Here is a 25,482-nt window from a genome sequence, read left to right as displayed (position 1 = left end):
CGGCCAACCTGCGAACTAGCCAGGCATTGACGAAACCACGGTTTCGTCGGTGCCTGGCTCTTCTGTATCGGGCGCCGCGTCCGGTCCGCACGTCATGTCCGCATCGCCGCCTGGCGAGTCGGAGTCCGGTGCCATGCCCCGCGAGGTGGCGAACGCAACGCCTTCGAGGAACGCCTTTGCCCGTTGCGTCTCGGGGTAGGCCTCCAGGAGACGCCAGAACGCGGCGTTGTGCCCGGCGACCAGCAAGTGCGCCAGCTCGTGGAGCAGCACATAGTCGATGACCCACTGCGGCATGGTCCGCAGCTTGTCCGAGAGCCTGATGGTTCCGTCTGCCGGAGTAGCCGAACCCCAGCGGGAATTCTGGTTGCTGACCCAGCGCACGGACGACGGCGCGGACCGCCCACCAAGATACTTCGCCGAAAGCCCGGCTGCATGCGACGCGAGGGCTGCATCCGAAGCCGGGCGGCGACGTCCCGCCCCGCGCGAGCGCCGGACCCCCTGCAGCCGGAGTTTCTCCAGCATCCGGTGCACCCATTCACTTTCCTGGGCCTTGCTGAAGTGCGCCGGGATGGCCACCACGGCTGTGCCGTTCTCCCAGAACGCTGCCACGGTCCGGCGGCGGCGCGCGGAACGCCGCACCACGACGGGTGCTCCGTCGGGAGTGGTCAGCGGAATCGCCTGGGGTTTCGCTCCCCCGGCCATCAGGCGCTGGTGCTTTCAGTGAGTACTTCCAGCACGGCTTCGCCATACTTTTCCAGCTTGGACGGGCCAATTCCGGCCAGCTGGGCCAGTTCTTCGAGGGTTGCGGGCCGCGCCTCCGCAATCGCCGTCAGGGTCGCATCGGTAAACACCACGAACGCCGGCACTTCGGCGGCCAGGGCCACGTCCTTCCGCCACTGGCGCAGCGCCTCGAACGTCTGCTCCTCGTAGCTCGGCGGGCATTGGCTGCAGCGGCCTACCTTCCGTTCGGCACCGGTGGACAGCATGCTTCCGCAGACCCGGCACATGGCGGGGGCGGCAGCCTTCCGCCGCGGGGCCGGGCCCTTGCCGCGCGCCGTCGAGCTGGCCACGGAGTCCGGCCGCAGGCCGTCCAGGAAGCGCGACGGCTTCCGGTTGGCTCTCCCGCCGGGGGTCCGGGCCAGGGACCAGGACAGTGAGAGGTGCTCGCGCGCCCTGGTGATGCCCACGTAGAGCAGCCGGCGTTCCTCGTCCACGTCTTCCGGGGAGTCGGCGAACGAGATCGGCATGAGGCCCTCGCAGAGCCCCACCAGGAAGACGGCATCCCACTCAAGGCCCTTGGCAGCATGCAGCGACGCCAGGGTAACGCCCTGCACGGTGGGGGCGTGCTGGGCCAGGGAACGTTCCTGCAGTTCGTTGACAAAGTCCGAGAGGGTGAACTGCGGCCCGCGGCTCAGCACCAGCTCATCAGCCAGAGCAACCAGCGCGGCCAGCGATTCCCAGCGCTCGCGCAGTGCCCCGCCGCTGTGCGGGGCGGATTCGGTATAGCCGAGGGATGCCACAATGTCCCGGACCAGCTGCCCGAGGGGATCGGGGGCCGACGTTTCGGCGGCGGCCCGGGTGGCTGCCCGGAGCTGGAGGATTGCGTCACGGACTTCCTTGCGGGCGAAGAACCGCTCTCCTCCGCGCAGCTGATAGCCGATCCCGGCCGAGGCCAGTGCCTGCTCATATGCCTCGGACTGTCCGTTGGTGCGGAAGAGCACGGCGATCTCGCTGGCCGGTGTTCCGGAGTCGAGCAGTTCCCGGATCTTGATCGCTACGGTGGCTGCCTCGGCCTCATCGTCGGCGCATTCGGTGAACTGCGGCTGCGGTCCGGGCTGCCGTTGTGCCACCAGTTTGAGCGGCGCCGCCCATGCCGCGTCCGCGACCGGCCCTCCGCTGCGCCGTCCGGCGAGGAGGTCATTCGCGAGCTTGACCACCTGCGGCGTGGAGCGGTAGTCCCTGATCAGCTTGACCACGTTGGCGCCGGGGTACATGGCCTTGAAACCCAGCAGGTGCTTCGGCGATGCTCCGGTAAACGAGTAAATCGTCTGGCTGGCGTCACCCACGACGCAGAGTTCATCACGCCCGCCCAGCCAGAGTTCCAGGAGCCGCTGCTGCAGCGGCGAAACGTCCTGGTACTCGTCCACCACAAAGTGCCGGTACTGTTCGCGGACAGTGGCCGCCACTTTCGGATCCTCCTGCAGGATCCCCACGGTGATCAGCAGGACGTCCTCGAAGTCAATGACGTTGCGGTCGGTCTTCACGTCCTCATAGGACTGGAACACCCGGGCCACGGCCGTGAGGTCGAATCCGCCGGGGTTGCCGCGGTCCTGCGCGTTCTCGAGGTAGTTCGCGGGTGTCAGCATGGACACCTTGGCCCACTCGATCTCCGAGGCAAGGTCCCTGATGGACGCGCGGTCCGTGCTGAGCCTCAGGCGCCGGGCAGCTTCGGCGATCATCTGCGCCTTGTGGTCGAGGAGGTTCGGCAGCGCGCCCCCGACGGCCTGTGGCCAGAAGAACTGAAGCTGCCGCAGGGCTGCTGCGTGGAAGGTCCGCGCCTGGACATTGCCGACGCCGAGGTCACGGAGCCGGCTCCGCATCTCGGCCGCGGCGCGGGAGGTGAAAGTCACGGCCAGCAGCCGCTGCGGACTGTAAACGCCGGAGTGAACGCCGTAGGCAATCCGGTGGGTGATGGCGCGCGTCTTGCCCGTGCCTGCACCGGCAAGCACGCACAGGGGCCCGTTCAGCGTGCTCGCTACTTCCCGCTGTTCATCGTCCAGCCCGCCAAGAATGCGGTCTTCCAGGGACCGGTTGTCCGGCGAAGCGGAATCGGCGGGGGCGCTGTCACCGGGGGCGGTGCGTTCAAAATTGTCAGTTGTCACTTGCTGCTCAGTCGATCGGTGGGTCAGGTGGTGGGGGTCCGCTGCGCGCGGAGGGGTCATTCGTTGGCGGGCCGGTCCTGGATGACGCCGCCGTACCAGTGCTCAATCAGTGACCGGGCAATGGAGAGCCTGCTGGAGATGACGATTTCCCCGCTCAGCACGGCGTCCTGGAGTTCCGCCCGGCTGAACCATCGCGCCCTGGTGACCTCCACGCCGTCGGGCGTTGCCTCGGTATCGGGTGTCCTCGCCGTGAACCCGAGCATCAGGGAGGCCGGAAACGGCCATGACTGCGAACCAAGGTACTGGGTTGCCGTAATCCGGACACCCACTTCCTCCTGGATCTCGCGAACGACCGCCTGCTCGAGCGACTCACCCGGTTCCACGAAACCGGCCAGCGTGGAGTAGTTCTTCGCATCGAGTGGCCCGCCGCCGCCCAGCAGCAGGCGGTCATCGGGTCCGACGACCGTCACTATGATGGCGGGGTCGGTCCGGGGATAATGTTCGGAGTTGTCTGCCGGACACCTGCGGACCCACCCGCCGGCCTCAACAAGCGTCGCCGCTCCGCACCGAGGACAGTGCACGTGGGTGGCATGCCAGTTGGCGATCGCGCTGGCCTCGACAAAGAGGGCCGTATCGGTGGCATTCAGGCGGGCAGCAACGTCGCGGAACCCCGTCCACACGGCGTCTGCGGGGATTCCGGCGATGCCGCGTTCAAACTGCTCCGCCCGGACCTCAAAAGGTTCTTCGAGGACAAAGAGGACGATGTCCGTACCTTCCTCCACGTCCGAGCTGCCCAGCGCGGAACCGAGGTAAATGATCATTGCCGGCGGCAGTCCGGCCTCGCCAAGGTTCTCCGCGAGACCCGCGGCTTCCGTCAGCAGCAGGCTGTCGCCGCGCACGAGGGCCTGCCGGTGCGAGAGGACCATGGCCAGCGCCCTTCCGGAGCTGACAACGGATTCAACCATGCCCGGCTTCATCCGGGCGCCGGACCCGCGGTCAATCAGCGCGGGACGAACGGGAAGGACCGTGTCCATCAGGTGGTTTGCCGGTAGCCGCTTCAACGGGGCCGCACTGCCCGGGGCCGCACTTTCTGCCGCCTTATTTTGTTCTGCCTTATTTTGGGCTGCCGGGGACTCCGCAAGACTCATGTACCCACCGTACTGACTCGGGAAGACAATTGACATTTGCTCCGGCCGCCGCTGATGCCCCGGGAAGCCGTTCTCCGGCATCGCCGGCACCGGAAATTGCAAGGTAAATCGTCCCGATCTGGAGACTCGCCGTAGTACATCGCCGTCTTGGGCGCCAGTCAATCTACCGTGGATGCGTGAGAAGAAAACCGATCGAACTGGCAGCTGTAGCAACTGCGGCAGTCCCCGGACTGACGCCCACCGCCGTGAGCTCGGCTCCCGACGATCCGGCGGACTTCGACTCGGCACTTCTCCTGGACTCCGAGGGCAAGCAGTGGCGGGTCCGTTCGCCCCGCCACGCCGAGGCAAGCGCCCGCCTGGAAACGGAGTTCATGGTCCTTCGTGCCTTTGCCCCGGGAGTCAGGGCCGAGCTGCCCTTCCTCATGCCCACAGTGGCGGGCACGGTGCGGCAGGGTGCACTCAGCACGTTCGTTTACTCACACCTGGCGGGCACCACGCGCAGCGTCGAAGAGCTGACAGCCGGTTCGGAAGGACTGGCGAAGGAGATCGGCGCCGCTCTGGCTGCCATTCACGACCTGCCCCAGGCCCTCGTCAGCAATGCCGATCTCCCCAGCTACACCCCCAATGAGTTCCGGCAGCGGAGGCTCAACGAACTCGACCAGGCCGCAACCACCGGCAAGATCCCCCCTGTGCTGCTGCGCCGGTGGGAACATGCCCTGGAGGACGTCTCGCTGTGGCGCTTCAATCCCTGCGTGGTCCATGGCGACCTGCACGAGGACAACCTCCTGGTGGAGGGCGAACGGGTGACTGCCGTGACCGGGTGGACCGACTTGCGCATCGGGGATCCCGCCGACGACATGGCCTGGCTGGTTGCCTCCAACGAGCAAAGCTTCGTCGACTCGGTGCTCCGCCACTACACGTCGAGCCGCAGGGACGCACCGGACGCGCATCTGCTGCGCCGTGCAGCCCTCTCCGCCGAATTTGCGCTGGCCCAGTACCTGGTGAAGGGACTGGCTGCCGGGGACCAGGCAATGATCGCCGAAGCTGAAGACATGCTCGCCTCGCTGGCTGAAGACATCACGGAGCACGGCGGACAGCCCATCAGCGTGGAACCTTTGCCGCAAACTGTCCCGGCAGTGCATGTGGAACCGGTGCCGCAGGGTGAAAACTCGAGTCCCACCGGTGTGCCCCCCGCAGCGCTCGCCGCAGAGCAGATTTCGGGATTGTCCGGCGCCCCGTCGGCGGATGCCATGCCGTCAGTGCACGTGGCACCGATCCCGGTCGATGCGGTCCCGGCCCCGCCGAGCCGGGAGTCAGTGGCTCCGGGGAACGCTGAACGCGGCGCCCCGGCCGAAAGGTCCGGCGAAGTCGATGCGGCCCACGAAGCAGGCGGGGACAGCGGAACCGCCCGCGCGGCCGACGGAGGAAACCGGATCACTCCCCCGGCCGCGCTTTCAGCGGATGACACGTCCACGGCGGCCCTCAAGATAGTGGACGCAAAGTCCCACTAGCCGACGCGGCTGCCTTGGCCATGGCGGTGGTTCCCGCAAGGGCCGCTGTCACGATGTCCTCCAGCTGCTGGGCCGTGCCAAGGTCGTGGGGGCGGACCACCTGGTTTTCACCGACGTAGTAGAACGCTGCCCGGACGTTGTCGAGCGGGACTCCCTTAAGCCTGGCCCAGGCAAGACGATAGACCGCCAGCTGGACTGCCTTCACCTTCAGCTGTCCCGCAGCGGGGCGGCGGCCGGTTTTCCAGTCCACCAGGTCCCAGCCGCCGTCGGCGTCCCGGAACACGGCATCGATCCGGCCGCGCACCACGACGTCACCGATGCGTGTCTCGACCGGAACCTCGACATGGGCCGGTGCGCGGTGGGCCCACTCCGAGTTCCGGAATCTTTCCACCATCGAGTCCAGCCCGTAGGCCTCATCAATGTGGTTGTCCGAACCGGGGGCCTCGTCCAGGTCCAGCATGCCTGCGGTGCCGAAGTATTCCTCCACCCAGGCGTGGAATGCCGTGCCTTTGCGTGCCGACATCCCCGGCTCCCTGGGAACCGGCCGGCGCAGCCGCGCCAGCACGGATCCGGGATCGTCGCCCAGATCCACAAAGGTTGACGCGGAGATGTGGCCGGGCAGGTGGACATCCTGCACGGTGGCCCGCCGGAAGCGGCGTTCCAGCAATAGGGCCGCTTCGTGGGCCCAATTGGCGGCGACGCTGCGAAGCTGCCGGGTTTCGTGCCCGGCGGCCGCCGCTTTGGCGTCACCCGTTCCTTCGGCGTCACCCGCGGCATCCGCGGCACCGGCGGCTTCCATGGCACCGGCGGCCAAGGTTCCGCGGACCCGCGCGGCAGCCAGTTCCATGGCGGCCCGCCGTCCCGGGACCAGCCTAAGCCTGGTCCCGGTGCGCGGATCGGCGGGCCCCTCCAGCGGATCATACGGCCACAGCGCCAGTTCGAGGTCCTGGGTCAAAGGACTTTCGGCCGGCAGCGACGCCTCCTCCACAGAGGCGGCATGCACGACGGCGGCGAGCTCCTGCGGTTCTTCAACCAGCCCTTCGGCGGGCAGGGAATCCCCGGGCCCGTTTGTGTCGGCACCCGGGCGACCGACCCCGGCGAGGGGCGCCAGCTCGGACAGGAACGGCGACATGTCCGCCATTCCGGCCCGGGACCCGACCCAGGCCGCGCTGGAGACCGACAGCACGAATTTCGCCCGGGTGTAGGCAACATAGGCGAGCCGGCGTTCCTCTGCCTCGCCGTGAGCCTGGACATCCGCTTTGAAGTCCTTCTCCGCGTCCAGCCAGCCCTTTTGATCCGGCTGGTCCAGGTCCCACTGCGGCAGATCGGCATGGTCCCCGCGCAGCGGCCACGGCAGGGCGGCGCTGCCGCTGCTCCAGCGCGAATCCCGGCTGCTCGGAAACGCACCGGCGTTGAGCCCCGGAACGAACACAACGTCCCACTCCAGGCCCTTGGACGCGTGCACGGTCAGCAGCTGGACGGCTTCATGGTTGACGTCCGGGGCGGCGACGTCCAGGCCGCCCTCCTCCGCAGCCGCAGCCTCCAGCCAGGCCAGGAAAGCCAGGACGTCAACACGGTGCGAGGTGTGGAGGAACCCTGCCGCGGCATCCTGGAATGCATCCAGGTTCCTCCGGGCCTGATGGATGCTGATGCCGGGACGGGCCGCCACTTCGATGTCAAGGAGCATGGCCCGCTCCACTTCGCCCAGCAGGGTGGTGAGGTCATCACCCATAAAACCCCGGAGCTGCCGGAGTTCTGACGAAAGGGCGTGCAGCCGGTTCAGCGCCTCCGTGCTCAGCGCGCGGCCGTGGGCCGACGTCCAGCCTTCCCGCGGCAGCCAGTCCAGGGCTTCCACGAGGCTCGGCGAATCGGTGATGTCGCTCTCGATAACGGCAGTGTCGGCGTCGTCGGCTTCATCCCCGTCCGCCTCCGGACGGCCGCGGCGCCGCGCGAGGAATGAAGACCAGTCCCGGAAGGCCATGAGGTCGGAGGGACCTATTCGCCAGCGCGCCCCGGCCAGCAGCCGCATGAGGGAGTCCGAACGGCCCGGATCCGCCAGGACCCGCAGGGTCGCGACGAGATCCACGATCTCGGGGGTGTCCAGGAGCCCGCCCAGGCCCACAATCTCGTAGGGGATACCGCGTACCTCGAACTCACGCCGGATGCATTCCATCTGTGCACGCCGGCGGCAGAGGACTGCCATGGCCGGAGGAATCCGGTCCTCGCCGGCGGTGTCCTCGAAGTCCGTGACACGGTAGCGCAAAACGTCCGACGCGATGGCTTTGGCTTCGTCCTCGTCCGTCGCGAAGCGCCCGATGACGACCTTCCCCTGGGCCGCTGCGGGGCTTGGCTGCAGCGGCGGGACCTCCACAGAATCCCCTGACTCGCGTTCCCCCGCCGGACCGGTCCGGGCGGCAGCGGCGCTCAGCGGCGCTGAGATGACGTTGGCCGCGGACAGGATGTTCCGCCCGTTGCGCCAGGCGGTTGTCAGGTATGACGTTGGCGCCACCGTGAAAGGACCGCGGGACGGCCCTTCGCCGTGCCCGGTTTCCGCCGGACCGGCGTCCGCGGCGTCGGCCCCGTTCCCTGTCTCGCCCACCAGGACCGGGAATTCCCGGACAAAGTGGAAGAGCTGGCCGGCAGAGGCACCCCGGAACCCGTAGATCGACTGGTTGGGATCGCCCACTGCCGTCACGGCGTGGCCGCCGCCGAAGAGCCTGGAGAACAGGACGAGCTGGGCATGCGAGGTGTCCTGGAATTCGTCCAGAAGCACCACCTTAAACCGCTGGCGTTCCACTTCGGCGGCCAACGGGATCTCGCTGGCGACCCGCGCGGCGAGGGCCACGAGGTCGCCGAAGTCCAGCGCGCCGCGGACCCGTTTGGCTTCCGAGTACCGGCCCACCATTTCGGCGACGCTGGCCCGCGTGCGCAGCAGCGCGGCAAGTTCCCCGGCGGCCTGCGTCGGGTTCTTTTTGGCTCCGGCCATGTAGGGCAGGGATTCAAATTCGGCGACGCGGTCCATCAGCCAGGCCTGCACCTCGCGGGGATCCCGCAGGTGTTCAGCGCACTCTCCGGCGAGCTGGATGACTGCTTTCACGAGGGTGGATTTGGCAGCGCGGAAGTGCTCGTATTCGCCGTCGAAAGCCTCCACGACTTCGCTGGCCAGCTGCCACGCCTGCGCTCCGCCCAGGAGCACAACATCACGTTCGACGCCGAGGCGGAGCCCGTAGTCGGACACGATGCCGCTGGCGTAGGAGTGATACGTGGAAACCTTGGGTTCCAAGGCATCCTCGCTGAGCAGGCCTGGCGGAAAAATCGTGTGGTGCGTGTCCTCCGCGGCAATGCGTTGGAGGGCCGCCAGTTTGGCCCGGATCCGGCTGGCCAGCTCACCGGCAGCCTTTCGCGTGAAGGTGACACCGAGGACTTCTTCCGGCCGGACCCAACCGTTGGCAACGAGCCATACAACGCGGTCTGCCATCGTGGCGGTCTTGCCGGATCCTGCCCCGGCAATCACCAGCCGCGGAGTAAGCGGCGAGGAAATAATGGCGGACTGCTCAGCGGTGGGACTGTTGCGTTCGCCCAGCATGGCAGTCAGCTCTTCCGGGGAAAAACGGGGGGCCGGGACGTCGTGGGGCGTCGTCATTCGGTTACCTGCTTTCCGCGCGGACAAAGGGGACAGACTTCGGGCAGCCGGCAGCCATGGCCGCCGTGGCCTGACTTTGCCGGATCATGGCGCGCCTCGAAATGGCTGCCGGACATAAGCTGCGCGGCCTCGTCCACCATATCGAGCGCCCAGTTGCCGGGGCCGTCCAACGGCTCCTGGACCTGGATGCCGGGGCTCTTGTTGCTGGTGCCAAGCTGGGCCAATACAGCCCCTCCCGGCTGAATACCGCCGGCCGGTGTGCCCGGCTCAGTGAACCCGCCGGCCAGCACTGCGGCCTGATATGCGCCCAGCTGGGGATGACGGGACAGCTCGGCCTTGGACGGCTGGCGCTTGCCCGTTTTGAGGTCCACGATCACCAGGCGTCCTTCGGAATCGATCTCCAGCCGGTCCACCTGTCCGCGGAGCACCGAAAACCTCACCGCGGGTTCAGCGTCTGCTCCTGCCGGCGCTTCCGTGCCGGGCTGCGGGTCATCGACGATGTCCGGCAGCTTCACTTCGAAGTCCCGTTCGACGCCGACAAGGGCCCTGCCCTCACTGCGCATGACGAGGATGTACTGGGCCAGCTTCCGGACCATGGCTTCGGCCCGCTGGAAATCCAGCTTGCCTTCCCAGTTGTCCTTCATGCCGAGCGTCGGCCACCGCCTGACGAGTTCTGCCACGTATTCCGCCCCGGAAGCATCCGGCAGGTCCTGGGCAATGGCGTGGACCAGGGTCCCCAGGCTCCTCGCGAAGTCGGTGGCGGCTTCCCCGCCGGCAGCCTGGATGAACCAGTCAAGGGGCGACTTTTGGACGGTTTCCACCTTGGACGGTGAGACGAACACGGTCCCTCCGGGCGGCACAATCCGCTCCGCGGAAGAGAGCGGCGCAAGCCCCCACCACGAATCGGGATGGGCACCGGGTACGGACGGTTCAACTGCGGCAAGGCCGGCAAGTACCCTGGCGGCTTCGATCGATTCGGCAGCGTACCTGCCGTCCAGCTGGGCGTACTGGCGGAGTTCGGCCACGAGGGCACGGAGGGTCAGCGGCCGTTCCACGGGGGTGAAACTCCGACGGTCCTGCCCTGGATGCAGCGGTGCAACGTAGTCGAGGAAAGAGGAGGGCTGCTCGTCCTCTGATGAGACGGCGGTGCAGATCAGCACTTCACGGGCACGGGAGACGGCCGTGGAAAAGCTGCGGAGTTCGTCATAGCGGATCTCCCGCAACCTGCTGATGGGTCCGAGCTGCAGGGCGTGGTCCACACCGTGCTCCACGGCGTCGGCGAACAGCGTGCTGCCGAGGAGCTCCCCCCGGAGCCTGGTGTTGGGCCAGACTCCTTCCTGCAGCCCCGCAACAATGACAACGGGCCATTCGCGTCCTGCTGCACTGGCGGGCGTCATGAGTTCCACGGCGTCCTCCAGCTGTGCCCGGGCCGCCAGGGTGTCCATGGGCAGCTCCTGGCTGAGCAAATACTCAAGGAACTGGTCCGGCCCTGAACCCGGCAACTGGTCCACATAGCGTTCGGCCGTGTGGAACAGGGCCATCATAGCGTCCAGGTCGCGGTCTGCCCTGGCCCCCGACGCTCCACCTGCGAATGCCGCTTCAGTCCACCGCCCGGCAAGCCCGGTGGAGTTCCAGAGCGCCCACAGCACGGTTTCCGCATTTCCGCCCGGTTCGCGCGCAGCCGCCTGCCCGGCCTGGATCATCCGGGCGACACGGCGGGCGGAGTGGCCCTCGATCCCCATGGTGGCCAGGGCGCCCGGCTCGAGCAGCGATTCGACGAGCAGGGCATCGCTGGTGCGGCCTCCGCCGCCGAGGATCTCCTCGCGGCGCAGCGACTGCCGCAGCCTGCGCAACTCGATGGACGTCGCTCCGCCGATTCGGGAGGTCAGCAGCGAGACTGCGGATTCCGGCGTCAGGACCGCAGGGTCCAATGCCACGGCATAGGCGTCCAGCAAGGGCCGGACCGCCACTTCGTCGCGGACGGCCGATTCGGCCACCGGAACGCGCACGGGGATGCCGTGGCCGGCCAGGTGCCGCTGCAGCTGATTCAGCTGCCCGCCGTTCCGAACGATCACGGCGATGTCGCCAAGCTCCCGGCCATGGTTCAGGTGCGCATCCAGAATGCGCTGCGCCACATACCGCAGTTCGTGGACCGGGGATGGAAGGATGTGGCCCTCAACAATGCCGTCTTCGGCGGCATGGGACCGGGCCGGCAGCCCTTCCGCTGAGCCTGCACTTTCCAGCCGGCGGGCTGACTGGCCGCCTGCCCGCTGCGAGATTCGTCCTGCAACGGACAGCCAGGCTTCGGCAACGGCGGGACGATGGCGGTGGGTCACCCAGAGCGGCCGCTCCAGGACGGCGTCCTTGCCGTCCCCGTCCCCCGGGCCGGCGTCGGCGATGCCAGCAGGAGCAAGGAGGTGCGGCAACTCAGCCGTGAGATCGGGCCTGGCTCCGCGGAACCCCTGGACCACTGTGTCAGGCGACGACGTCACGTACACGTCCTTGCCCGCCGCGATGTCCGCCAGCAGCTCGAACACAGCCGGATTGGCTTCCTGAATGTCGTCAACGAGGATCAGCTGCAGGCGGTCCCGCTCGGCGGCCAGGAATTCCGGGGCGTCCTGGAAAATCTGGCGGGCCGCCGTGATGATCCCGGCGGGGTCGAAAGCCTCCGGCATCCGCAGGTCCAGCACGTCCCGGTACTCGGCGTACAGCGCGGCGGCCGCAATCCAGTCCGGGCGGCTGCACTGCTGTGCCAAAGCCACAAGGTCATCGGGTGTCCGGCCGGATTCGATGATCCGGTCAAAGAGCTGGCGTACCTCTTGGCGAAAACCGCGTGTTTCCAGCGCGGCCCCCAGATCATCTGGCCACGGCAGCTCCAGGCCAGGCAGGGCGTGGCCTTCGAGAAGTTCCTTGATAATGAGATCCTGCTCGGGTCCCGAGAGAAGCCGCGGCGGCCGTGGCAGCGGCAGGATGCCTTCGGCTTTGGCTCGCCGGATCAGATCGAAGGCGTAGGAGGCCCAGGTGCGGGCAGGGGTGGTGCTGAGGCTCCTGTTGAGCCGGGCGGTGAAGCGGTCCCGGAGGGAATCGGCGGCAAGCCGGCTTGGCGCCAGGACCAGCATCCGTTCCGGATCCACGCCGTCGCGCTCGGCCCTGCGTACGGCTGCTTCAATGAGCACGGTGGACTTCCCTGTCCCCGGGGCTCCGGGAACCAGGACAGGGCCGGATCCGTGCGGCACATCGACGGCCGCTTGCTGGTCCAGTGACAGTACCGGGACCACGCTGTGCACCTGCCGGGGAGGCAGGAGCCTGAGGCCGGCGGCTGATCCCCCGTGCCGTGCCGCCGTCAGCTGAGCTGTTTGCTGGAGGGGATGTTTGGCTGGCTGCTGGCCTGCACGGATTCCGGAAGAGTCGAAGGTAACTGTCACACAGTCATTTCATCATCCGGGGCCGACATTTTATGGAGCCGCAGCTCCAGCCTCTCGGCGATTGCGTCGATGAGGTCAAAGTCACCGTCTTCTGGGGCCCAGCGGGCTGCCATAAGGTCCACGCGCCAGCGTCCTTCGCCGGTCCGGAGGAAGTCCTGGTAGCGGCCAAGGAGCGGGGTCCCTTCGCGGACGTAGAACTGCAGGGCCTCGGCTTCGAGCCCCTGGGGCGCCTCGCCGTTCGCCCTCAATACGCGCCACCACGGAACGCCGCTGCCATGGTGGCTCATCACGGAACCGACCTGCCGTGCACCGCCGGAGCCGAGGAGCTCGGCGACATCCCCGTAGGCAACCGCGGCTCCCGGAGGGACGAGCTCAACCAGGGCGAGCACCGCCTCGACATACTCCGTGCGCATGAATCCAGCTTAACGGTTTCCCCCAGGGGCCCGCCTCCGGAACAGGGACCCGATCCCACGCTGGACCGCAGCCCCTGTGGGAGGCGGGCGGCACGCCAGCGGCCTGGCACAAAACTGTCTGTGGCAGCAGGTAGCTTTGAAACATGAGCTCCTCGATCACCAGCACCATCTCGAACACCAGCATCTCTAACATCACGGCCACCTGGGACCAACGGCCCCGGGCAGCCTTCGATCTGGAAACCACCGGCCGCAACTCGCGTGCCGCCCGGATCGTCACCGCATCTGTCACTGTGGTGGATGCCGAGGGCAGTGTCGTCAAGGAGCACGAATGGCTCGCGGATCCCGGAGTCGAGATCCCCGCGGAAGCCATTGAAGTCCATGGCGTGACCACCGAAAAGGCAAGGCAGGACGGCCGTCCGGCCGCGGAGGTCACGCGCGAGCTGGCCGCGGTGCTGCAGGGCCTGTTCGACGACGGTGTTCCCGTGATCGCTTTCAATGCCAGCTATGACTTCACGGTGCTGGCCGCCGAGTCGGCCCGGTACGGCATTCCGCAGCTGAACCGCTTCCCGGTTCTGGATCCCTACATCATGAACAAGCAGGTGGACCGGTACCGCAAGGGCAAAAGAACGCTGACCGCCCTTTGCGAGGAGTACAAGATCAACCTCGATAACGCCCACACGTCCGCTGCGGACGCCCTCGCCACGCTCCGGATGCTGGACGCTATGGCCGGAAAGTTTCCCAAGCTCCGGATGCCTGCGGGCCAGCTGCACCAGCTGCAGGTCGGCTGGGCAGCGACGCAGGCGGCGGACTTCCAGACCTACCTCCGCAAGACCAAGCCCGCCGCCGTGATCGAAGGTGACTGGCCGGTGCTCCCGCCTGAAGACGCCAGCAGGGGCGACTTCTAGCCCCCAACCCGCGGCAGGACCCCAGCGGGAAAGGCTCCCAGTGCTCGGCACTCTGGGATGAGGATCACACGCTTCAGGGGGCTCGCAGGATACCAAGGCTGGCCAGCGCAATTTCCCATGTCGCTGTGAGACCGCACTAGCAACAACCCGGATGAGCCCGGCGGCAATATAGTGCAGCCATTCAGGCCTGACGCCGAACATTATGCGGAAGTGACTCGCCAGTGGCTTCGCTGACATAATTAAGTTCAAAAGCGTGCTTGTGCTATGCCCTGCCCGAGGCCAACCTCCTGAGGATAAATGATCACAGTTACTGACCTTCGAAAGGTCTACCGCCAGGGGAAAAAGGAAGTGGTGGCCCTCGACGGCGTCACCCTTTCCGTTCCCAAAGGTTCCATTCACGGAATCATTGGCCATTCCGGCGCCGGAAAATCGACCCTGGTACGGTGCCTCACGCTGCTCGATCGTCCGACAGCCGGGTCAGTCAGCATTGACGGCACCGAGCTCAGCTCTGTCAGGGACTCCGAAATACGTGCGGCACGACGCCGCATCGGTATGGTTTTCCAGCATGCCAACCTCATGGACTCCCGCACTGCCGCGGGCAATGTGGCGCACCCCCTGGAGCTCGTCAAGACGCCGAAGGACAAGATCCGGTCCAAGGTTGCGGAACTGCTGTCCCTCGTGGGCCTCGAAGGGTTCGAAAACGCCTACCCTTCCCAGCTTTCCGGTGGCCAGCGCCAGCGCGTGGGCATTGCCCGCGCCCTGGCCGCCGACCCCGACGTCCTGCTGTGCGACGAACCCACTTCTGCCCTGGACCCGGCGACCACGGACGAAATCCTCGACCTCATCCAGGACCTCACCAGGCGCCTGCAGCTCACCGTGCTCATCATCACGCACGAGATGAACGTCGTTAAGCGCGTCTGCGACTCGGTGTCCCTGCTGTCCAAGGGCCGCATCATCGAGCACGGGGCGCTGCAGGACGTGGCGGGCGACCTCGAGAGCAAACTGGCCAAGGCGCTCCTGCCGCTGCCGGCATCAGAGCCCCTGCATGGCGCACTCCAGGGCGGTCCCGTCCTGGAAATCCTGTTCGCCGGAGACAACGCCAAGGAACCTGTCCTTACCGGCCTTGCGCGGCACTTCGACATCGACCTCAACGTCCTGGCAGGCAGCGTCGAGACACTGGGCGGCCAGCAGTTCGGGCACCTGCGTGTACAGCTCGCCGAAAATGCAGACTACGACGCCGTCCTCGCCTACCTCCACCAGCGAGGAATAGGCGCGAAGCTGGCCGAGACCAAAACAGCGCCCGGCGATGCTGCTGAACTGAACGACGTGACGGGAAGGACCTCATGAACGACATCTTCAGCAACCCCGTCCTGGCCAAAGCCCTCCCCGAAGCAATCATTGAAACCCTGCAGATGGTCGGAATCTCGGCCTTCTTTACGGTGCTGGTGGGCCTGCCCCTCGGCGTCTTCCTGCACGTAACGGCTCCGGGCGGTCTCCGTCCAATGCCCGTCACCAACCGGATCATGAGCGACGTCATCGTCAACATCACCCGGTCCATCCCGTTCGCAATCCTGATGGTGGCGCTGATTCCGCTGGCCCGCCTGCTCACCGGCACCAGCCTCGGCCCTATCGCGGCGTCGGTCTCGCTGTCCATCGGCACCATCCCATTCTTCGCCCGCCTGGTGGAAACATGTCTCCGGGACGTCCATCACGGGAAGATCGACGCCGCCCAGGTCATGGGTTCCACCAAAATGCAGGTCATCAACAAAGTGATGCTCCGCGAATCGCTTCCCGCCCTCGTGGCGGCCACCACCACGACCGTGGTCACGCTGGTCGGATACTCGGCCATGGCAGGCCTGGTGGGCGGCGGAGGACTCGGGAAGCTGGCGTACAACTACGGCTTCCAGCGATTCGATGTCACGGTCATGATCGTCACCATTGTTTTGATCATCGTCCTGGTACAGGTCATCCAACTGGTCGGCGAATGGATCTCCCGCAGCCTGGACCACCGCTAAGCCAACCGCCACCGCTAAGCCGTTATTCAACGGCCCACGGCAATCTTCACCGCAGCAGGTAGCCGCCGGCTGCATCTATGCCGGAGACGGCGCCGGGCGCAAGCCCGCCGTCGAACTCCCAGCAATTCGAAAGGAACGCATCAGATGCGTAAATCACTCTCCCTTCTGGCCACCGGTATTGCCGCCGCACTGGCGCTGACGGCCTGCGGCGGTTCGTCCAGCCCCAGCGCCGACGTCAAGACGCTTGACCCCGCCAATCCCGTGACCCTGTCCGTCGGTGCCAGCCCGGTGCCGCAGGCAAAGATCCTGGAGTTCATCAACCAGGACCTCGCCCCGAAGGCCGGCCTGAAGCTGGACATCAAGGAGATCGAGGACTACCAGACGCCGAACACCGCACTGAGCGACGGCTCGCTGGACACGAACTACTACCAGCACCTTCCCTGGTACGAAGACCAGGTGAAGACCAAGGGCTACAAGTTCGGCCACGGCGAAGGCGTCCACATCGAGCCGTACGCCGCGTTCTCCGAGAAGGTCAAGGACATCAAGGACGTTCAGGACGGCGCCAAGGTTGCCATCACGAACGACCCGTCCAACCAGGTCCGGGCGCTCAAGGTCCTCCAGGTGGCCGGGCTCGTGAAGGACATCAAGGACGATACGTCCGTGCTGACCCTCACCGACGAGCAGAACCCCAAGAAGCTCAAGTTCTCCGAAAACCAGCCCGAACTGCTGATCAACGACCTCAAGGACCCCTCGGTGGACCTTGCGCTGATCAACGGCAACTTCATCCTCAAGGCGGGCCTGAGCACCAAGGACGCCCTCGCTGTGGAGTCCGTGGAAAACAACCCGTACGCGAACTTCCTGGCCTGGCGCGAGGATTCCAAGGATGACGTCCGGATCAAGAAGCTCGACGAACTCCTGCACTCCCCCGAGGTCAAGGCCTTCATCGAAAAGGAATGGCCGAACGGTGACGTGACGGTGGCCTTCTAAGCCTTCCGCTACACAGCTGTAGCAAAAAATCCCCGCCTCCCGGACGTTTCCCCCTCGCTTTTAGCGGGGATTCGTCCGGGAGGCGGGGATTTCTGTTTTGAGCCGTTACAGCCCGGCGGGTACGGCTGCCGCAGCGGCGGCCTTGGCGGCAGCCGGGAGCGCGTCGAAGATCCGGTTCATGGCGGCGTCGTCGTGTGCTGCCGAGAGGAACCAGGCTTCAAAGACCGACGGCGGCAGGTAGACGCCGGAGTCCAGCATGGAGTGGAAGAACGGCGCGTAACGGAACACTTCCTGGCCCTGGGCATCCTCATAGTTGTGGACGCCGCGGGCCGAGGTGCCGAAGGCCACCGAGAACAGGTTGCCAGCCCGCTGGATGGAGTGGTCAACACCGGCTGCGTCCAGAGCCGAGGACAGTGCAGCGGACAGCTCCAGCGAGCGGGCGTCGATGAACGAGTACACCTCGGGGGTGGCATGGGTCAGGGTGGCGACGCCGGCAGCCATGGCCACCGGGTTTCCGGACAGCGTCCCCGCCTGGTAAACAGGGCCCAGCGGCGCCAGGTATTCCATGATGTCGGTCCGGCCGCCGAGGGCCGCCGTCGGCATGCCGCCGCCGATCACTTTGCCGAACGTCAGCAGGTCCGGCGTCCACGGCTCGGCAGCGTCTGCCGCGCCGCCGGTGAGGCCCCAGTAGCCCGAGTAGCCGGTGCGGAAGCCCGTAAGGACTTCGTCCACGATGAGCAGGGCGCCGTGTTCGCGGGTGATCCGCGAAAGGCCGGCATTGAAGCCTTCGCCGGGCGTGACCACACCCATGTTGGCCGGAGCCGCCTCCGTAATGACGGCGGCGATGTTGCTGCCGTGCGCGGCGAACGCGGCTTCGACCGCGGCGAGGTCGTTGTAGGGCAGCACCAGGGTCTCGGCGGCAGTGGCCGCGGTGACTCCGGCCGAACCGGGCAGGGCCAGCGTGGCCACGCCTGACCCGGCCGCGGCCAGGAGTCCGTCGAGGTGGCCGTGGTAGCAGCCGGCAAACTTGATGACCAGGTCGCGTCCGGTGAAGCCGCGGGCCAGGCGGATGGCGGTCATGGTGGCTTCGGTGCCCGTGGACACCATCCGGACGCGTTCAGCGGCAGGCACGCGTTCCTTGACGATCGCGGCCAGGTTGGCTTCATCCGGCGTCGATGCGCCGAAGGAGAGTCCGCGGTCCACGGCGGCGTGGACTGCCTGGAGGACAGCCGGGTGGGCGTGGCCCAGCAGCGCGGGACCCCACGAGCACACGAGGTCCACATACTCGGCGCCGTCTGCATCCGTCAGGTACGGGCCCTTGGCAGACACCATGAACCGCGGGGTCCCGCCCACGGAGCCGAAGGCCCGGACGGGTGAGTTGACGCCGCCCGGCATGAGCTGGCGTGCACGGTCGAAGAGTTCCTCATTGCGAGGAGAGCTGGAAGTCATGGTTCCTATTCTTTCAGTTTGCGGGATGGTGCCCGGACAGGAGCTCCGCCACCCGGGGTGCCACCACGGTGCCAAACAGTTCGATGCAGCGCATCATGGCGGTATGCGGAAGCGTGCCATTGCCGTATTTGAGGTCGAAGCGGTCAACCCCCAGGTTGCGTTTCAGCAGGACGATCTTCTGCGCCACTGTCTCGGGCGACCCCACATAGAGGGCACCTTCCGGTCCGCACATGGCATCGAACTCCGCCCTGCTGGCCGGACCCCAGCCGCGCTCGGCTCCGATCCGGTTGCGCTGCGCCAGCCAGTGCGGGAAGAGCTCCTCGCGGGCGGCCTCGTCCGTGTCGGCGATGTGGCCCGGCGAATGGGTGGCGATCTGCTGCATCGGATGGCCGTATTTCGCCATCGCCTCGCGGTACAGGTTGACGAGCGGGGTGAAGGATCGGGGCTGGCCGCCGATGATGGCGAAGATGATCGGGTAGCCGTACTCGGCGCACCGGAGCACGGATTCGGGGGTGCCGCCAACTCCGATCCAGGCCGGCAGCAGGTGGTGCTCCAGCGGTGGATAGACGCTCAGCCCGCTGAGGGGCGGGCGGGTCCGTCCTTCCCAATGGACCGGCTTCTGGGTGCGGACCTTGTCGAAGAGTTCCAGTTTTTCCTCGAACAGGACCTCGTAGTCCGCCAGGTCCAGGCCGAACAGCGGGAAGGATTCAATGAAGGAGCCGCGCCCCAGCATGACTTCGGCGCGGCCTTCAGAAATGGCATCAACGGTGGAAAAGCGCTGGAAGACGCGGACAGGGTCATCGGAGCTGAGCACGGTCACGGCGGATCCGAGCCTGATGTGCTTGGTTCTGGCCGCGGCGGCGGCCAGAAACACCTCGGGGGCCGAGACGGCGAAGTCCCTGCGGTGGTGCTCCCCCACGCCAAAGGCGTGGAGTCCGACGTCGTCCGCCAGCTCCGCCTGCTCCAGCAGCTGCCGTAGCACCTGCGCATGCGGCACCGGGTGCCCGTCCGGGTACACGCCGACGTCGCCGAAGGTGTTCAGGCCGAGCAGGACCTTCCCCGGCCCGACGGGCGCTGTGGGGCCGGCGCCGGGGGTGGCCACGGCGGCGGTGTCGGCTGCAGCCGCGGGGGCTGCGGAACTCCCGGTTCCCGGGAGGGACGCCTCGCTCATCATGACTCCTTTAACCAGCCGGCAAGCTCGGACGCCCAGTAGGTCAGCACCATGTTGGCGCCGGCGCGCTTGATGCCCAGCACGGACTCGGTGATGGCCGCCCGGCGGTCGATCCAGCCATTGGCGGCAGCCGCCTCGATCATGGAGTACTCCCCCGAGATCTGGTAGGCGGCGACCGGAACGGTGCTCATGGCCGCGACGTCGGCGAGGATGTCGAGGTAGCTCATGGCGGGTTTGACCATCACCAGGTCCGCGCCTTCGGCCAGGTCCAGCTCCACCTCGAGGATGGCTTCGCGCCGGTTGGCGGCGTCCATCTGGTAGGTGCGGCGGTCTCCCTTGAGCTGCGAATCGACCGCTTCCCGGAACGGGCCATAGAAGGCTGACGCGTATTTGGCGGCGTAGGCCACCACGGCCGTGTTGGTGTGCCCCGCGTCTTCCAGCGCCTGCCGGATCACGCCGATCTGGCCGTCCATCATGCCGGACGGTCCAAGCATGTGCGCGCCCGCGTCCGCCTGTGCCACGGCCATCGCGGCGTAGATTTCCAGCGTTGCGTCGTTGTCCACGTAGCCGTCGGCGTCGAGCACGCCGCAGTGCCCGTGGTCGGTGAATTCGTCCAGGCAGACGTCGCTCATGACCACGAGTTCGTCGCCCACTTCGGCGCGGACGTCCCGGATGGCCTTGTTGAGCACGCCGTCGGGGTCCAGGGACGCGGTGCCGCGTGCATCGCGTGCGGCCGGAATGCCGAAGAGCATGATGCCGCCGACGCCCAGCTCCACGGCCTCGGCCGCCGCCCGCTTGAGGGAATCTGTGGTGTGCTGCACCACGCCGGGCATGGAGGCGATCGGATTGGGTTCCGTGAGCCCCTCGCGGATGAAGGCGGGAAGGATCAGCTCCGGAGCAGCCAGCCGGTGTTCAGCAGTCATCCGGCGCATGGCCGGGGTGGTGCGGAGCCGGCGGGGGCGGTGGGTCGGGAAGCTCATGGTCTGTCCTTCACGTAGTTCTCGGGGGCGGGCGATGGTGATGTGGAATGTCCTGGAGCCAGCGCCTCGATGACGGCGGAGACCAGGCCCGACGTTGTGGGTTGTTCGGCGACGGCGGCAACCGGCAGTCCCAGCCGTTCCGCCTCCGCGGCCGTTGAACGCCCGATCGCCACGAACCGGCAGTCGCCCAGCGGCGGGAAGCCGGCGTGGATGCGCTGTGCGGCACTGGGTGAAGCGGCGACGACGGCGTGGAGCCGTCCGGCGGCAAGCTCGGCTTTCGCTTCGGCCGGGGTAAGCACCGCAGCCCGCGGCGGCACAGCGGCAGCGCTGCCGTCGGGGCTGAAGCTGCGGGCCGGATCCGCCGGATAGTCCACGGTGTGGTACGCGGTGACGGCCTGAACACTGGCACCCAGCGACTGCAGCCCTTCGGCCAGCCTGCCGTCCGCGATGTCCGCCTGCGGCAGGAACACGCTGCCGTGGCCCGGCGGCCAGATGTCGAGGAGGCCTGCTCCGGATTGGAGCCTGGCCGGGGCCAGGTCGACGGGGATTCCCCGTCCTTCCAGTTCACGGCGCGTGGCCGGGCCGATCGTAGCGACCCGGACCGTGCCGGGCAGCCACTGGCTCAGCGTGACGCCCCGATCCCGGGCAAGTTCTTCGAGCGCCTGGACGGTCGTTACGCTGCTGATGACCAGCCAGCTGTAGGCGCCCGCGCCCAGGGCGTCAAAGGCGACCTCCAGGGAATGCTGGTCGCGGGCCCGTTCGAAGTCGATGAGCGGAAGCAGCAGCGGTTCGGCCCCGGTTTCGCGCAGCGCGGCGACCAGGGACACGGCCCGGTCCGGGCTCCGCGTGACCAGGACGCGGGCGCCCTCAAGCACCCGGAGGCCGGGTTGGCCCTCCGTGCGGCGGGCGCTGCGCCGTCCCATCATGTGCCGGGGTCCGCCGGGTCAGGACGCGGCAAGGTCCGCGATGTCGGCGGCTCCGGCCGCCAGCAGCACCTCGGCCAGCTCGATGCCCAGCAGCGTGGCGCCCACCTCAGTGAGGCCGTCCGTGGCCCGTTTGTCGCGGACCGAGGCCTTGCCGTCAACGGCGCAGACCACGGCCTCCAGGTAGAGCATGCTTCCCTTGCGGAAGGCGTAGGCTCCCACGGGGGCGGCGCAGCCGGCCTCGAGCCGTGCCAACAGCGCGCGCTCGGCTGTGACCGCAAGCCGGGTGTCCGTGTCGTCCAGGGCCGCGAGGGCCTGGGCCAGCGGCCCTTGGGAGCCCTCGGTGGATCCGGGCTTCCGCGGTGCGTCAGCGGTGCGGCACTCGATGGCGAGCGACCCCTGGCCGGCGGCCGGAAGCATCACGTCCGTTTCGAGGTATTCGCTGACAGCGTCCAGCCGGCTGATGCGTTCCAGGCCGGCGGCCGCCAGAACGACGGCGTCGAGGTCGCAGGATTTTCCTGCCACCACTGCATCGGTGGCATTGCCCGGCAGGCCGGGAACGCGGCCGAGGCGGGTGTCCACGTTGCCGCGGATGTCCACGATGTCCAGGTCCGGGCGGGCAGCCCGAAGCTGCGCTGCACGGCGCGGGGAGCCGGTTCCCACCCGGGCGCCTTGCGGGAGGTCGGCCAGCTTGAAGCCGTCGCGCGCGCAGAGCACGTCCCGGACGTCAACGCGCTTCGGCGTCGCAGCCAGGGTCAGTCCCGGCGCGGCTCCGGTGGGCAGGTCCTTCAGCGAGTGCACGGCGACGTCGCACTGGTCACGCAGGAGGGCATCGCGCAGCGCCGCTACGAACACGCCTGTGCCGCCCATCTGCGACAGCGAGCCTGTCAGGACGTCGCCGTCGGTCCTGATGTGGACCAGTTCCACCGGGAAACCGCCGATTGCGGCCAGTTGGTCCGCTGTCTGCTGGGTCTGGGTGAGCGCCAGCTTGCTGGCGCGCGTCCCGATACGGACGGTCACAGGGCTTCCTGTCCCGCCGCCGGTGCAGCCGGGCCGGCCGGCGAGTCCGAGGCGTAATCGTCATGGCCGGTGCCCACGGTGGTGTCGGCCCCCGCGATGGTGGGCTTCTCGCCCCGGAAGTTGGAGCAGCAGCCCGGACGGCAAACGTCGTACCAGGGGCCCAGCGCGGTCACGTGCGGCCGGTCCGCGATGTTGTTCGCGGCAGTGCGCTCACAGATCAGGTCCACAATGCCGCCCACGAATTTGCGGTGCGTGCCGGGTGTGGGGACCCGGGTGGCGGCGATGCCGAAGTTCCGGCAGGTCTCCATCGCTTCGGTGTCCAGGTCCCAGACAACTTCCATGTGGTCGCTCACGAAGCCCAGGGGGACGATAACGATTCCCTTGACGCCCTGGTCAGCGAGTTCCTCGATGGCGTCGTTGATGTCCGGTTCGAGCCACGGAACGTGCGGCGCCCCGGAGCGCGACTGGTACACAAGCGACCACGGTGCGGTCAGCCCGGATTCTTCCTCGACCCGTCGGATGACCTCGGCGCCGGTTGCCAGATGCTGGGCAACGTAGGCCGAATCTTCAGCGAACTGGCGTGGCTCACCCTCGGAACGTCCGGCGGCTTCGGCGTCGCGCGTCGGAATGGAGTGTGTCGCGAACAGGATGTGGACCGGCGCGTCAGGCGTGCCGGCTGCGCCCAGCTGGGCGCGGACGTCGGCAAGCCCGGCTGCGGTGCCGTCTACGAAGGGCTCCACGAAGCCCGGGTGGTCGAAGTACTGGCGGACCTTGTCCACTTCCAGTTTCCCGTCCAGGCCGGTCTCGGTCAGTGCCATGCCGATGTCTTCGCGGTACTGGCGGCAGCTGGAGTAGCAGGAGTATGCGCTCGTGGTGACCATCAGCACCTTGCGGTGGCCGGCGTCGTACACGTCCTGCAGGGTCTGCGGGATATACGGATCCCAGTTGCGGTTGCCCCAAAACACGGGCAACTCGATGCCGCGGGCTGAGAGCTCCGCTTCGATTCCCGCCTTGAGGTCGCGGTTCTGCTGGTTGATGGGGCTGATGCCGCCGTTGGCGCGGTAGTGGTGCGAGACCTCTTCGAGCCGTTCGTCCGGAATTCCGCGTCCGCGGGTGACGTTGCGGAGGAACGGGATGACGTCGTCCTGGCCTTCGGGGCCGCCGAAGGAGGCAAGGAGGACGGCGTCGTACTCTTTCGGAGCCATCCGGCCGGCTTCGGTGACGGGGTTGACGGCAGTCACCGAAGCCGGGGACTCAAGCGCACTCATGCAAGGACCTCGGCGATCTCGGCGGCGGTGACCCGCCGGCCGGTGTAGAACGGGATTTCTTCACGGACGTGGTGGCGGGCCTCGGTGGCGCGCAGGTGGCGCATCAGGTCTACGAGGTCCACCAGTTCGGGGGCCTCCAGGCCGAGGATCCACTCCCAGTCGCCCAGGGCGAATGAGGACACCGTGTTCGAGATGACCTGCGGGAATTCGCGGCCCAGCATGCCGTGGTCGCGAAGCATGGCGCCGCGCTCGGCGTCCGGCAGCAGGTACCACTCGTACGAGCGCACGAACGGGTAAACGCAGAGCCATTCGGCGGGTTCCACGCCTCGGGAGAAAGCCGGGGTGTGGTTTTTCGCGAATTCCGCTTCACGGTGCACGCCCATGGCGGACCAGACGATTTCCGTGCCGGCAAAGAGCTTGCTGCGGCGGATGTCGCGGACCGCCTGCTGCAGGGCCTCGGGCTTGGGACCGTGGAGCCACACCATGATGTCCGCATCCGCACGCATGGCCGAGACGTCGTAGCTTCCCCGGAGGACCACACCGGCCTCTGCCAGGCGGGCGATCAGCGCGTCAAAGTCCTCGGCAGCGTCGGCGCTGCGCAGGACGTCGGCGGAGCGCTTGAACACGGTCCAGAGGGTGAAGAACTGCTCGGCTGATTCTTCGGTTTTAGTGACAGATTCGGCAGAAGTGTGGCTCATAGCTACCAGTCTGCCCCTTCCATGCAGCTAAGTCGAAACCGAGTACTTCTACAACGTGTAGAAGTGCTTAATTTCACATTACGACCGAAACTGCGCTGCGCCCGCCCGGTGATCGGCAGGCAGCAACCTCAGACCCGGCGCATCCGGACGTAGGCAACCCCCGCGGCGCATGCCAGTGCCACGAGCCCGGCGCCCCACCACACCTGCGGCGAGACGTCGCCCATGGGCGAAACGCTCACGGCAGAGCGCATGACAGGCGCGCTGGACACCCCGTAGCCGGGGCCGGACAGCGGTATGACGCCCGCCGACGTCAGGGTGGCCATGTTGGTCGGACCGAACCTGTTGGTGGTGCTCCAGGCGGACGCCGGAGCCGCCGAAGCGGGGCCGGTGGCCTTGCCGCCGGCCGGCAACTGCGATGCGCCGGCCGGTCCCTGGGCGCCAGCGGCCGTGCCGGGAGCAGTTGCTCCTGTTCCGGGGGCGGCCGGGGCCGCCGTGCCGGGAAGCGCTGAAGACGGTGCGGCGGGAACCGCTCCGGAGGCGGGCGCGGGCGAACCGGGCGTTTGGGTGGGATCGGTGGACGGAGCTGCCGCGCCGCCCGTGGGGGACGGTGAAGGAGTTCCCGACGGCGACACGGTCCCCTCGGACGGCGACGGGGCAGGCGATGTCGGGGTGGTCGGTGAGGGCGAGGCCGGCTCGGTCGTCGGAGTCGGTGACGGGGCGGGCTGGGTCCGGTATCCGGGCCGCGTCGGCCTGCCGGTGCCGGGGTCGGGCGAGTCGGAGGGCTCAGGCTTTGGCCGCAGGACCACGGACGCTACGGCGTCCAACAAGGGAACACCCGCCCCCACGGAGGTGGTGGCGGCTGCGCCGTCGGTTGTGGTGTCCGGAGCCGGAACGAGGGACACAGCATTGGATGCAGGAACACCTGCGGAAAGGACTAGTACCGCTCCGAGCGCCGCTGCTGCCGTGCCGCGCCGAAGACCCCCATGGAAACCAGTCAGCGTTCGAGTTTCTTCGGACTTCTGATTGACCATAGTCATCGACACT

Annotated in this window: 19 protein-coding genes; 5 read left to right on the top strand and 14 right to left on the bottom strand. The window is 67.4% G+C overall.

The window, feature by feature from the left end; translation table 11 throughout:
- Window positions 1-15: 15 nt before the first annotated feature.
- Genes AC1DRE_RS03660 through nudC form a run of 3 tightly spaced genes read right to left on the bottom strand, consistent with a single transcriptional unit; the run spans window position 16 to window position 4,030 of the window.
- Entirely contained in the window at window positions 16-702 is a 687-nt protein-coding gene (locus tag AC1DRE_RS03660) for a M48 metallopeptidase family protein (protein WP_476983382.1), read from the bottom strand.
- Entirely contained in the window at window positions 702-2,882 is a 2,181-nt protein-coding gene (locus tag AC1DRE_RS03655) for an ATP-dependent DNA helicase UvrD2 (protein WP_476983381.1), read from the bottom strand. Before AC1DRE_RS03655 ends, AC1DRE_RS03660 begins: the two co-directional genes overlap by 1 nt.
- A 56-nt stretch (window positions 2,883-2,938) precedes the next feature.
- On the bottom strand, window positions 2,939-4,030 hold the full coding sequence (gene nudC / locus AC1DRE_RS03650; protein ID WP_476983380.1) for an NAD(+) diphosphatase: 1,092 nt from the start codon (window positions 4,028-4,030) through the stop codon (window positions 2,939-2,941).
- A gap of 176 nt (window positions 4,031-4,206) precedes the next feature.
- Between nudC and AC1DRE_RS03645 the strand changes: the two genes are divergently transcribed.
- On the top strand, window positions 4,207-5,541 hold the full coding sequence (locus AC1DRE_RS03645; protein WP_476983379.1) for a macrolide 2'-phosphotransferase: 1,335 nt from the start codon (window positions 4,207-4,209) through the stop codon (window positions 5,539-5,541).
- On the opposite strand, the gene AC1DRE_RS03640 is transcribed toward AC1DRE_RS03645, so the two are convergent.
- From AC1DRE_RS03640 to AC1DRE_RS03630, 3 genes are all read right to left on the bottom strand, one after another.
- Entirely contained in the window at window positions 5,513-9,184 is a 3,672-nt protein-coding gene (locus AC1DRE_RS03640; protein ID WP_476983378.1) for an ATP-dependent helicase, read from the bottom strand. The genes AC1DRE_RS03645 and AC1DRE_RS03640 overlap by 29 nt on opposite strands.
- On the bottom strand, window positions 9,181-12,531 hold the full coding sequence (locus tag AC1DRE_RS03635; RefSeq protein WP_476983610.1) for an ATP-dependent helicase: 3,351 nt from the start codon (window positions 12,529-12,531) through the stop codon (window positions 9,181-9,183). The genes AC1DRE_RS03640 and AC1DRE_RS03635 overlap by 4 nt, the downstream gene beginning before the upstream one ends.
- Before the next feature lie 74 nt (window positions 12,532-12,605).
- The gene (locus AC1DRE_RS03630; RefSeq protein WP_476983377.1) at window positions 12,606-13,022 is read right to left on the bottom strand and encodes an MGMT family protein; all 417 of its coding nucleotides are present in this window, start codon (window positions 13,020-13,022) and stop codon (window positions 12,606-12,608) included.
- A gap of 143 nt (window positions 13,023-13,165) precedes the next feature.
- Here AC1DRE_RS03630 and AC1DRE_RS03625 point away from each other — a divergent pair, with 143 nt between their 5' ends.
- The 4 genes from AC1DRE_RS03625 (at window position 13,166) to AC1DRE_RS03610 (ending at window position 16,929) form a co-directional block, all read left to right on the top strand.
- Window positions 13,166-13,927 (top strand): exonuclease domain-containing protein, encoded by a 762-nt coding sequence (locus AC1DRE_RS03625; protein ID WP_476983376.1) that lies wholly within the window; start codon window positions 13,166-13,168, stop codon window positions 13,925-13,927.
- Between the two features lie 297 nt (window positions 13,928-14,224).
- A complete protein-coding gene (locus tag AC1DRE_RS03620) occupies window positions 14,225-15,274 on the top strand; it encodes a methionine ABC transporter ATP-binding protein (RefSeq protein ID WP_476983375.1) in 1,050 nt (349 codons plus the stop codon).
- Window positions 15,271-15,942 (top strand): methionine ABC transporter permease, encoded by a 672-nt coding sequence (locus AC1DRE_RS03615; RefSeq protein WP_104172205.1) that lies wholly within the window; start codon window positions 15,271-15,273, stop codon window positions 15,940-15,942. The genes AC1DRE_RS03620 and AC1DRE_RS03615 overlap by 4 nt, the downstream gene beginning before the upstream one ends.
- A gap of 144 nt (window positions 15,943-16,086) precedes the next feature.
- The gene (locus AC1DRE_RS03610; RefSeq protein ID WP_476983374.1) at window positions 16,087-16,929 is read left to right on the top strand and encodes a MetQ/NlpA family ABC transporter substrate-binding protein; all 843 of its coding nucleotides are present in this window, start codon (window positions 16,087-16,089) and stop codon (window positions 16,927-16,929) included.
- A 105-nt stretch (window positions 16,930-17,034) separates the two neighbouring features.
- Here the strand turns inward: AC1DRE_RS03610 and hemL are convergent, their stop codons facing one another.
- From hemL to AC1DRE_RS03570, 8 genes are all read right to left on the bottom strand, one after another.
- Window positions 17,035-18,378: a glutamate-1-semialdehyde 2,1-aminomutase gene (gene hemL, locus AC1DRE_RS03605; protein ID WP_476983373.1), complete on the bottom strand. Its 1,344-nt coding sequence runs from the start codon at window positions 18,376-18,378 to the stop codon at window positions 17,035-17,037.
- Window positions 18,379-18,391: 13 nt separating this feature from the next.
- Window positions 18,392-19,549, bottom strand: a complete 1,158-nt coding sequence (locus tag AC1DRE_RS03600) for an LLM class flavin-dependent oxidoreductase (RefSeq protein WP_476983372.1) — start codon at window positions 19,547-19,549, stop codon at window positions 18,392-18,394.
- Window positions 19,549-20,529, bottom strand: coding sequence for a porphobilinogen synthase (gene hemB / locus AC1DRE_RS03595; RefSeq protein WP_476983371.1), 981 nt, complete (start codon window positions 20,527-20,529; stop codon window positions 19,549-19,551). Before hemB ends, AC1DRE_RS03600 begins: the two co-directional genes overlap by 1 nt.
- Entirely contained in the window at window positions 20,526-21,455 is a 930-nt protein-coding gene (locus tag AC1DRE_RS03590; RefSeq protein WP_476983370.1) for a uroporphyrinogen-III synthase, read from the bottom strand. The genes hemB and AC1DRE_RS03590 overlap by 4 nt, the downstream gene beginning before the upstream one ends.
- Before the next feature lie 18 nt (window positions 21,456-21,473).
- Window positions 21,474-22,472: a hydroxymethylbilane synthase gene (gene hemC, locus AC1DRE_RS03585; RefSeq protein ID WP_364119540.1), complete on the bottom strand. Its 999-nt coding sequence runs from the start codon at window positions 22,470-22,472 to the stop codon at window positions 21,474-21,476.
- Complete coding sequence (locus AC1DRE_RS03580) at window positions 22,469-23,740, bottom strand: ferrochelatase (protein ID WP_476983369.1); 1,272 nt, start codon at window positions 23,738-23,740, stop codon at window positions 22,469-22,471. Before AC1DRE_RS03580 ends, hemC begins: the two co-directional genes overlap by 4 nt.
- A complete protein-coding gene (gene hemQ, locus AC1DRE_RS03575; RefSeq protein ID WP_104172197.1) occupies window positions 23,737-24,438 on the bottom strand; it encodes a hydrogen peroxide-dependent heme synthase in 702 nt (233 codons plus the stop codon). The genes AC1DRE_RS03580 and hemQ overlap by 4 nt, the downstream gene beginning before the upstream one ends.
- A 128-nt stretch (window positions 24,439-24,566) precedes the next feature.
- Complete coding sequence (locus AC1DRE_RS03570; RefSeq protein WP_476983368.1) at window positions 24,567-25,469, bottom strand: hypothetical protein; 903 nt, start codon at window positions 25,467-25,469, stop codon at window positions 24,567-24,569.
- Window positions 25,470-25,482: the final 13 nt, after the last annotated feature.

The sequence above is a fragment of the Arthrobacter sp. P4_H3 genome (assembly GCF_056400885.1).
Note: the sequence above shows the minus strand (reverse complement) of the source record. Positions and strands in the feature narration are given on the sequence as shown.